The sequence below is a fragment of the Clostridium sp. genome (assembly GCF_036643715.1).
Classification (GTDB): domain Bacteria; phylum Bacillota; class Clostridia; order Clostridiales; family Clostridiaceae; genus Clostridium.
Genome location: NZ_JAVXRL010000075.1, coordinates 1 through 10,304 on the forward strand (window position 1 = coordinate 1; position 10,304 = coordinate 10,304).

10 protein-coding genes and 1 pseudogene are annotated in these 10,304 nt (G+C 27.2%); 1 reads left to right on the forward strand and 10 read right to left on the reverse strand.

Going from position 1 to position 10,304, the window contains the following annotated elements:
- Nucleotides 1-107 precede the first annotated feature (107 nt).
- The 10 genes and pseudogenes from RSF37_RS14220 to RSF37_RS14265 form a co-directional block, all read right to left on the reverse strand.
- Complete coding sequence (locus RSF37_RS14220; RefSeq protein ID WP_332565047.1) at nt 108-1,604, reverse strand: recombinase family protein; 1,497 nt, start codon at nt 1,602-1,604, stop codon at nt 108-110.
- A gap of 61 nt (nt 1,605-1,665) precedes the next feature.
- The gene (locus tag RSF37_RS14225; RefSeq protein ID WP_332565048.1) at nt 1,666-1,878 is read right to left on the reverse strand and encodes a hypothetical protein; all 213 of its coding nucleotides are present in this window, start codon (nt 1,876-1,878) and stop codon (nt 1,666-1,668) included.
- A gap of 180 nt (nt 1,879-2,058) precedes the next feature.
- A complete protein-coding gene (locus tag RSF37_RS14230) occupies nt 2,059-3,171 on the reverse strand; it encodes a sensor histidine kinase (RefSeq protein ID WP_332565049.1) in 1,113 nt (370 codons plus the stop codon).
- Entirely contained in the window at nt 3,161-3,853 is a 693-nt protein-coding gene (locus tag RSF37_RS14235) for a response regulator transcription factor (RefSeq protein WP_332565050.1), read from the reverse strand. Before RSF37_RS14235 ends, RSF37_RS14230 begins: the two co-directional genes overlap by 11 nt.
- Before the next feature lie 45 nt (nt 3,854-3,898).
- Complete coding sequence (locus tag RSF37_RS14240; RefSeq protein ID WP_332565051.1) at nt 3,899-4,567, reverse strand: M15 family metallopeptidase; 669 nt, start codon at nt 4,565-4,567, stop codon at nt 3,899-3,901.
- Between the two features lie 130 nt (nt 4,568-4,697).
- Nucleotides 4,698-5,669 (reverse strand): HD domain-containing protein, encoded by a 972-nt coding sequence (locus RSF37_RS14245; protein ID WP_332565052.1) that lies wholly within the window; start codon nt 5,667-5,669, stop codon nt 4,698-4,700.
- A gap of 125 nt (nt 5,670-5,794) precedes the next feature.
- On the reverse strand, nt 5,795-6,025 hold the full coding sequence (locus tag RSF37_RS14250) for a helix-turn-helix domain-containing protein (RefSeq protein WP_332565053.1): 231 nt from the start codon (nt 6,023-6,025) through the stop codon (nt 5,795-5,797).
- A 10-nt stretch (nt 6,026-6,035) separates the two neighbouring features.
- Nucleotides 6,036-6,521, reverse strand: a complete 486-nt coding sequence (locus tag RSF37_RS14255; RefSeq protein WP_332565054.1) for a DUF2975 domain-containing protein — start codon at nt 6,519-6,521, stop codon at nt 6,036-6,038.
- 45 nt (nt 6,522-6,566) lie between these two features.
- Nucleotides 6,567-6,785 (reverse strand): DUF3955 domain-containing protein, encoded by a 219-nt coding sequence (locus RSF37_RS14260; protein ID WP_332565055.1) that lies wholly within the window; start codon nt 6,783-6,785, stop codon nt 6,567-6,569.
- 200 nt (nt 6,786-6,985) lie between these two features.
- Nucleotides 6,986-7,246 (reverse strand): annotated as a pseudogene (locus RSF37_RS14265) (sugar phosphate nucleotidyltransferase); the annotation flags it as partial.
- Nucleotides 7,247-7,665: 419 nt separating this feature from the next.
- Here RSF37_RS14265 and RSF37_RS14270 point away from each other — a divergent pair.
- Nucleotides 7,666-10,304 (forward strand): cation-translocating P-type ATPase (locus RSF37_RS14270; RefSeq protein ID WP_332565056.1); only part of this gene is annotated, 2,639 nt, incomplete at its 3' end.

Genomic DNA, 10,304 nt, shown 5'->3' on the forward strand with positions numbered 1-10,304 from the left:
TATCTTATTTATTAACTTATTTTATCTAAAATATTATTTACTTATTTAATTTACTGAATATCATTTATAAAAAAAGATTTTTGACTCTAAACATTGTTAACTTTTTTCTATACATTCTTTATATATTTAAACTCCACACAAATAGTGCCATCTACATATATATTTATCTTATTAATAACAGCCATAATCATTGCGTTATTCCACTTTTCAACTGAAGTTTCTAATAAATCCTCAATTCCTCCTATAAGCTCTACTTCACCTTCTTTAGAATCTTTAAAACTTATAACCTTACTCTCTAATTCTTCTTTTCTTTTAAGTAAATTATCTAAATTGTTGGCTATAGACTTATTTTGCAATATATACTGATTTTCGTTTATTATACTTTCAGTATAATTTTCTAATAATTTATTTGAGACAATAACATTTCTATCTATTTGCTTCTTTACATTCCTTAATTCTTCTAATAGCATATCCTTGTTGCTTATATTCCCTTGGTACTTTAATTTTTCTTTTAAAATTTTATAATTATTTTTAACTAATATATCAAGTTTACTTTTTATATATTCAATCAACATGTCTTCCCATATGAAATTTGAAGTATGATTACACCTAACTTTTCCATACATATCATACTTAATGCATTGATAATATGGTTTGAAATTTTTAAATGACTTCTTTCTCTTTATAGTCATACTTGAACCACATTCACCACACTTAATAATATTACTAAATAAAGCTTTATTACTATATCTACATCTCTTTTTTTTATTACTTCTCTTTTTAATCTCTTCCTGAGCTTTGCTAAAAATTTCTTCACATATAATTGCTTCATGGTTATTAAGATGTTTATACCAATCCTCTTCTTTTATTCTCATTTGAGCATCCATTGTAACATCTAATGTTCTTGTTTTCCCTTGTGTTAATATTCCTAAATAAAATGTATTAGTTAATATCATTCGGATAGTTTGGGCTGACCATTTTCCACCTCGTTTAGTTCTAACATCTTCTTCATGAAGTACTTTTGCTATTTTATTAAATCCATTACCTTGAATATATAAATTAAATATCTTTTTTATAACAATCGCTTCTTCTACATTCACAACAAAATTCTTTTTATTAACATCATAATCGTAGCCATAAGGTGCTAGACATACATGAACTTTCCCCTCTTCATTATAAGAATCCCAAACCATCTTAATTCTCTCTGATGTTTTCTGTGCTTCTTGCTCTGCAAGCCATGCAAATAATCCAAATTTATTAGAGTCTATTTTACTGTCTAAGTTATCTTCTAGAAAAATTATTCTTATATTATTTTCTCTAAGCATTGATATTGCCTCTAAAGTTTCTCTTTGATTCCTTCCGAATCTTGAATAAGATTTTGCTAATAATACATCAAACTGTCTACTTTTTCCGTCTTCTAACATTTTAAGCCACTGCTTTCTTTTATATCCTTTAGCTCCACTTATACCTTCATCAATATAAACTTTCTCTATTTTGCATCCTTCATTTTTTTTAATCCAGTTATCAAATAATTCTTTTTGGTTATCTATAGATGAGTGTTGTTCCATTGTACTTACCCTCGCTAAACAGGCAACCCTGACCATTTAATTCACCTCTTTATTAAAATAAGTATGTCTAAATGACATACTTATTTATATCTACAATTTAACTTGTCCTTCTATGATACATATCCTCTATACATCTACTAGCATCCTCTTCCCCATATATAGCAATAAACTTATATACTTTTTTCCCAACTTTTCTTAAATCTATCTCAATTCCATCTTCATTGTATATATTTTTTATAACCCCATTATTTAAATCATCACAAGCATTGTTATATTCCTCTTTAGTAATATAATTAAATATATTAATCACATTGATCTGCCCCCATTTTATTGCTATTAAACACTCTATATTTAACTATATTGATAGTGCTTAGTGTTTATTCTCACTTTTACACTATATAAATGGAGTAATTATCATTAAATATAAAAACTCTAATCACTATTTAATAGCAACTAGAGTTTTCTACTATAATTATTTTTTACTCCATATCTACACATCAATCTTAACTGGCAATTTTATTTCGAATATAGTCTTATTTATATCACTATAAGCCCTTATACTGCCTTCATGTAATTCAATAATATTTTTAGTTATTGCAAGTCCAAGCCCTGATCCACCTATATTACTATTTCTTGATTTTTCTACTCTATAAAACCTATCAAATATATATGGTAAATCTATTTCCGGAATAGACTGACCGTAATTTATAACTTGTATTACTGCCATATTCTCCTCAAATTTCGTTGCAATATCAACATAATACCCTTCTTTACCATATTTAATTGCATTAGATAATAAATTTTCAAAAGCTCTAACTAACTTTTCTGAATCCGCACTTATTATTAATTTGTCTTCTGAAAAATTAACTCTTGATTCCATATTAACTTTTTTAAATTGACATGAGAAATATGCCACTACTTGCCCTAATAACTCTACTAAATTTATTTCTGATTTTTGTAAATTAATTACGTTATTTTGCATTTTAGTTAATTCAAACAAATCATTTATAAGTAAATTTAAACTCTTTGCCTTTTGATATGCAATATCTGTATAATACCTTAGTTCTACTTCATCCTTATATTTATCAGATTCAATAATTTCTAAATATCCAATTATTGAAGTTAGAGGCGTTCTTAAATCATGAGATACATTCGTTATTAAATCATTTTTAGTTTTCTGTGCTTTTCTCTCTTCTACAGTTCTTTCTTTAAGTTGCTTTGATATACTATTTATATTATATGCTAACTTCCCAATATCTCCTTTTGACCTAACCTCAATTAACCTATCTAAATCACCCTTTGACATTATTTCTGTTTCATTTATAATATGAACTAAATTTTTATTTTTCTTGAATGTAACAAGAAGATAAATTATTAAAAATACTGGTACTATAATAAATAAATACACATCAGGTCCTAAAATATCATATCTAAGAATGTTAAACCATCTCCAAATATAATTTACTATTTGTATTTTAGTGTATCTATATAAAAATTTTATTATTTCGCCAACTGCTCCAATAGTAATAAAAGTTAAAATTACAGAAATAGCAATATCCATTACTGAAGAAAGCCAATATTTATAAACCTTTTTATTTTTCAATCTTATAACCTACTCCCCATACAGTATGAATTATTTTATTTCCTTCCATATATTGTTCTAATTTATCTCTTAATCTACTCATATGAACCATAACAGTATTGTTGGATTGATAATATCTTTCTTTCCATACTTTTTCAAATATTTCTTCTCCACTAAAAACTTGACCTCTATTTGTTGCTAATAAATATAATATTTCAAACTCTCTTGCAGTTAAATTAACTTCATTATTTTCTATCGTTACTTTATGTTTATTTTTATCAATTATCATAGATTCAATACTTATACTATTTTCAGAGTTTTGAATTCTAGTATTTAAATAATATGCTCTTCTAAGTAGTGCTCTAATTCTAACTGTTAATTCTAAATGATTAAATGGTTTACATACATAGTCATCTGCACCAGTCATTATTCCTTGTATTCTATCCATATCTTCCACTTTAGCACTTAACATTAAAATTGGTATATTATACTTTTCTCTAGCCCTTTGACAAACTTCTAATCCATTCATATCAGGCATCATAACATCTAATACCATTAAATGTATCTTTTCTTTATTCAAAATTTCTAAAGCTTCTTCTCCGCCTTCTGCTTTAAAAACATTATACCCCTCATTTTTTAAGTTTATTTCTAACAATTCTCTTATCTCTTTTTCATCATCTACTACAAGAATATTATTATTCATATAACCCTCCACAATTAAGCCCTATATTAATATTGTTCTCTTATATTATACATTAAGGTATTCTTCTAATGTTATATCTTTATCATATATTTCTTTAGCAACCTTTTTCCCAACATATCTAATATGCCACGGCTCATGTGCTATCCCTGTTATAGTATCTTTTCCTTCTGGATACCTTATTATAAAGCCATATTTATAACAATTCTCTGCAAGCCAATCTGCTTCTTTTGTTCCTTTTACAAAGTATTTACTTTCATTAGTTATATCAATACATAATCCTGTCTGATGCTCACTAAATCCTGGTTTTGCTACATACTCATCTGCAATTTCTTTCCCTTGTGATTTGACTCTATTATTATAAGTTTTTCTTTGAGAATTATATGATCTATATCCTGAGTTTCCAATAAGAATTATGCCCTCTTTTTTAGCATTGTTTACTAAGTTTTCTAAAGGTTTTACTATTTTATCTGATACATGTTTTTCTTCTAGATTAGATTCATCATTAAATTTGATATCTGGTACTATTAACTTTTCAGGTTTATATTCATTATCTACCCTATGATTTTTATTTACTAACATTAAGTCTGTATTACTATTTTGTTTATATACTTTTCCTTGTACTGTTGCTGAATCAGCTTTTATACAATCAAACATATATATAAAACCACCACCAATTATCATTAGTATAATAACTCTTTTAATCATTTTCTTCATTTCTTCTACTCCTTTAAAATAACATATTTTTATTTTAAGAAATAGAGTTTACAATACTTATAAGAAATTCTTACGAAACCTTAAGTTTATAAATAAAAAGAGCAATATAAATTGCTCTTTACGTAAGTTATTAAACTATTTTTATAAATAACCCTTGTTTATTTTTATGTAATGCCTTTTCCGTCAATTGTTTTGCCAACTCTGATTTATCTGATGTTTTGAAAACTTTATTATCAATAACAATGCTTGGATCAATTATTCTAAGCTTATTCCTTTGACATATATCATAGTCTTCTCTATCTTCAACTAACTTTACATTTTTATTTATTGAGTTTAATAAATGTTGTATCTCTTTTGAATTAGAATTCTTAAGAAGTTTATACACAAATGTATCATCTTTTCTTAAATCATCTAAGCTAATTTCCTTTAACTCCAATGCTATCTTTAAAGCTCTTACCAATCTATCATTTGCATATACATTTAGTGGATTCATAAAAAAGCCTATTACTTCTTTATAATATGTTTCTGTAAACCACTCTGAAACTTCTATAGATGTAATAACCATTTCGCCATCTACTATAATTAAATTGTTTAAAAACCTTTGAATTTCCTCTTCTGTTATAAATCCATAATGATACATATCTCTTAAAGTGTAATCTACTCTATCTGCACATAACTTAGGGGCAGCTTTCTCAAGTATTGTCCACTTTGACTCATTAAAAAGTATGTCTTTATAAGCATATCCATTATTTAATAATATTTCAGTAATATTAGATGCTTCTATAATTTCATCATATATTTTTTCATGATAATCTTCATCATTATTATCTAATGCAAAATCCACAACATGCGAAAATGCGGTATGCGAAATATCATGCAGAAGTGCTGCAATTTGCTCTTCTATTGATCCACCCATTAACTTTACTAACAACATTGCACCTACTGAATGTTCGTACCTTGTAACATTCCACTTAGGATTAATTAAATAACTTGCCCCACCTTGATGGATATTTTTTAACCTTTGTACTTCTTTAGTATTAATAAGCTGTTCAATAATCGGTTCAATATTAAATTCTCCATATATCGTGTCTGTTATTTTCATATTTCCTCTCCTTATTATTCACTCAATAATTTTATTATAAAAAAAGAACTTATATAATTAGACTTTTTTCACATTTGTCCATTTTATAAGCTCTATTTTAATATTATCTATATTTTACTTTTATGTTATTCTATATTGCAACAACATTCTTCCTCTTCAACATACTCTAAAATTTCACCTGGCTGACATTCTAACACTTTACATATCTCATTTAAAGTAGAAAACCTAACCGCTTTAGCCTTATTATTTTTTAGTATAGAAAGATTAGCCATTGTAATACCTAGTTTTTTTGATAACTCTGTAGAACTCATTTTTCGCTTTGCCATTACTACATCTAAATTCACTATAATAGCCATATTACTCTCCTTATATAGTTTTATCATTTTCCTCTTTTATTTCGATAGCCATTTCAAAAAGCTTTCCTAATACTATACTAAAAATTCCTATCCCTAAAGAAACAAATGAAACTATTATTACTGATATACTCGTTATTCCATATGAGTATATATTAAAAAAGTAAGACAATACTAGTTGTACTACATTAAATATTAAAATCTCACTAAATGCACATATTGATATTTGCTTTAAATATTTTGGTACATTTCTTGAAAATGGATTTTGTATTGATATTTGTTTACATAGTTTTTTTAATGAAAATAATGATATTACATATGGTATTGCACATATATATATCCCTATTGATAATTTAATTGCTACGCTGCTTTCACTAATTCCAAAATCCATCTTTAATATATCTGTTAATACGACTGGCATTGCTAAGAGTGCCAATATAGTTAAAATAATACCGATTAGTACAATATTATTTAAAACTTTTGAATTAAAGCACTTCATAAATATTACCTCCAATCTCTAACATATAATATATTCAAATTAAATTTAGTATTCTATCTTTGTTCTTTTATTTTTGAAAGAGAAAAACATTCTTATACATAAGCCTATTATACCAATAAAAAAGAACAAGTATCCAATTGGTATTAAATAAAAAGGTTCAACAAGTGTTCCATCACTTAGAACTTTACTACCTATAATATTAAAAGCTATTATGCATCCTATTGTAATCATAAATGGTATTAAATTTAAAATATTTTTTTTCATCGTATTACCTCCATCAATTAATTTAATTATAATTTAACACCTGTTTTAATGAAAGTCAATATATTTTTATTGTTATTCGATATATTTTTATTGTTTAATTAAGGTTTTTTAATCTAAAATGTGGGGTTTTAAAACTTTAAAATGCTAAATTTTTAATTCTTAATTTTAAATTTAAAAAGAACTACCTTAATCATAAACTAAGCAGTTTCCTTATTCATAGGCTCTGTAATAATATTATCTTTTTCTAAGTCCTTAAGTTCCTCTTCTATTTTTTCTCTATAGTCTTGATTAGTAACTACGTATATATTTTTCTTATCTATTAAAGGAGTGATCCTTTCAACAGTATTAACCAAAAAACTTTTATCATTAAAAACTTTTAAAAATTGCTTTGGTTTTTCGGATCTAGATAAAGGATATAACCTACTACCCTTACCTCCAGCTAAAATAAGCCCGTATATCACACATTTTCAACTCCATGTAATACTATAGTGTATTCTATGTTAACTATTAAAACATTGTGCAATAAAATCTATTAATCAACTATATACTCAATATATTAATATTGTTTTTTAATATCTATTCACTTTCAAACATATAATGTACTATACTGAATGTATAATCTATGTTAAATCTTATTCTATACTATTGACTTTTCACCTTAGTAGATTTATTCTTAATGTAATAAACTTAATAGTTTAAAAGGGAGTAGTTTTAAATATAACATCAACATTCTCGGTATGATATGTTGTGCCTGGTGTTATATACCCGCGTGGTTACGAGACTTTTAATATAAGTTACGAAATATTTTATTTCGAAATTTATATTAAAAGTCTCTTTTTTTATATTTTAAAAAAATTGAATTTTGGAAGGAGAAGGATTTATGAAAACTTATTTTAATGAATCAATCAAAGATGTCTTAACTGATTTAGGAACATCAAAAGATGGATTAACAAATAAACAAGTAAAAGACCATAGAGAAAAATATGGTGAAAATGCCTTAAATGAAAAAAAGAAAAAAAGTACGATAGGTGTATTTTTTGAGCAATTTAAAGATTTATTAGTTGTAATCCTAGTAATTGCAGGTATTATATCAATTGCTACAGGAAATGTAGAAAGTACAATTGTTATATTTGCAGTTATTATATTAAATGCAATTCTTGGAACAGTACAGCATGTTAAGGCTGAACAATCTTTAAATAGTTTAAAAGCACTCTCTGCACCAAATGCTAAAGTATTTAGAGATGGTGTAAAGGTGGAAGTTCCTTCAAAGGATATAGTTCCTGGGGACATACTTGTTCTTGAAGCTGGTGACTTAGTTGTTGCAGATGGTAGAGTTATAGAAAACTTCTCACTTCAAGTAAATGAAAGTTCACTAACTGGTGAATCAGAAAGTGTAACTAAAACTTCCGAACTTATTAACTCAGAAGACGTTGCTTTAGGAGACCAAAAGAATATGGTATTCTCTAGTTCTCTTGTTACTTATGGACGTGCTTTAGTTGTTGTTACTACAACTGGTATGAACACAGAGCTTGGTAAAATTGCTACTTTAATGGAGCAAACTCAAGAAAAGAAAACTCCATTACAAATAAGTATGGATGACTTCTCTAAGAAGCTTGCCATCGCTATATTAATTATTTGTGCTATCGTATTTGGATTAAGTGTTTATAGAAATACTCCAATACTTGATTCATTAATGTTTGCTGTTGCACTTGCAGTTGCTGCTATTCCAGAAGCATTAAGTTCAATAGTTACAATAGTTCTTGCACTTGGAACACAAAAGATGGCAAAAGAACATGCTATTATCAAGTCATTAAAAGCTGTTGAGGGACTTGGTTCTGTTTCAATAATATGTTCTGATAAAACTGGTACTCTTACTCAAAATAAGATGACAACTAAAGAAATATACGTTGATAATGCTTTAATAAAATCTGAAAGTATAGATTTATTAAATCCAGTTGAGGACTACTTATTAAAAGCTGCTGTTTTATGTAATGACTCAACTTCTGTTGATGGAAAAGAACTTGGTGATCCAACTGAAGTTGCTTTAGTAAATCTTGCTCATATTTATGGATTAAAGGAACTTGTTATTAGAAATGAATTTAAAAGATTAAAAGAAATTCCTTTTGATTCAGATAGAAAGCTTATGAGTACTGTTCATACTATTGATAATAAAACAATAATGTTCACAAAAGGTGCTTTCGATGTTCTTTTAAATAGAGTTACTTCTATTAAAACAAAAGATGGCGTTCGTAATATTACAGAAGAAGATAAACAAAATATTATAGATACAAATATGGAACTTTCTCAAAATGGTTTAAGAGTTTTAGCTTTTGCTTATAAAGAGCTAGATGGTGTACGTGATTTAACTTTAGAAGATGAAGATAATTATACTTTCTTAGGATTAATATCAATGATCGATCCACCAAGAGTTGAATCTGCTGAAGCTGTTCGTGATTGTATAACAGCTGGTATTAAACCAATAATGATTACAGGTGACCATAAGATTACTGCTTCTGCTATTGCTAGACAAATTGGAATACTTCAAGATGGGGATATGGCAATTAGTGGTTTAGAACTTAATAAAATGAGCGAAGAAGAACTAATGAAAAAACTAGATCATATATCTGTTTATGCAAGAGTTTCTCCTGAGCATAAAATAAGAATCGTAAAAGCTTGGCAAAACAAAGAAAAAATTGTTGCTATGACTGGTGACGGTGTTAATGATGCTCCGGCTCTTAAACAAGCTAATATAGGAATTGCTATGGGTATTACAGGAACAGAAGTTTCTAAAGATGCCGCATCTATGATACTTACTGATGATAACTTTGCAACAATAGTAAAAGCAATTACTAACGGAAGAAATGTTTATGCAAACATAAAGAACTCAATTAGATTCCTACTTTCAGGTAATACTTCTGGAATACTTGCTGTACTTTATGCTTCAATATTTGCACTTCCAGTACCATTTATGCCTGTACACTTACTATTTATTAATTTATTAACTGATAGTTTACCTGCTATTGCAATTGGTATGGAAAAGCCTAGAAAAGATCTTCTAAATGAAAAGCCTAGAGATAGTAAAGAATCTATTTTAACAAAAGATTTTATAACTGCTGTAGGTGTTGAAGGTTTAATTATAGCTATATTCACTTTAGTTGCATTCCACATAGGTCTTAATGCTGGTGGAGCTGCTGTTGCAAGTACTATGGCATTCTCTACTCTTTGCTTAGGTAGATTATTCCACGGATTTAACTGTCGTGGTAAAGCTTCAATATTTAAACTTGGTTTAACAAGTAACAAATATTCATTATATGCATTTTTAGGTGGCGCAGTCCTTCTAAACTTAGTACTATTTGTTAAGCCACTACAAACACTATTTGAAGTATCTCCTCTTACAGGAACTCAAATAGGACTAGTTTATCTATTAGCATTCTTACCAACAGTTGTAATTCAAGGATTCAAAGTATTTAGAGAAGCATTCTCTAAAGAAGATTCAACTGAAGAGCATAAAGCTGCTAT

Excerpts from the sequence above, each read along its gene's own strand:
- RSF37_RS14220 (WP_332565047.1), bottom strand. The coding sequence starts at position 1,604 with ATGGTCAGGGTTGCCTGTTTAGCGAGGGTAAGTACAATGGAACAACAC.
- RSF37_RS14235 (WP_332565050.1), bottom strand. The coding sequence starts at position 3,853 with ATGAATAATAATATTCTTGTAGTAGATGATGAAAAAGAGATAAGAGAA.
- RSF37_RS14240 (WP_332565051.1), bottom strand. The coding sequence starts at position 4,567 with ATGAAGAAAATGATTAAAAGAGTTATTATACTAATGATAATTGGTGGT.
- RSF37_RS14245 (WP_332565052.1), bottom strand. The coding sequence starts at position 5,669 with ATGAAAATAACAGACACGATATATGGAGAATTTAATATTGAACCGATT.
- RSF37_RS14250 (WP_332565053.1), bottom strand. The coding sequence starts at position 6,025 with ATGGCTATTATAGTGAATTTAGATGTAGTAATGGCAAAGCGAAAAATG.
- RSF37_RS14255 (WP_332565054.1), bottom strand. The coding sequence starts at position 6,521 with ATGAAGTGCTTTAATTCAAAAGTTTTAAATAATATTGTACTAATCGGT.
- RSF37_RS14260 (WP_332565055.1), bottom strand. The coding sequence starts at position 6,785 with ATGAAAAAAAATATTTTAAATTTAATACCATTTATGATTACAATAGGA.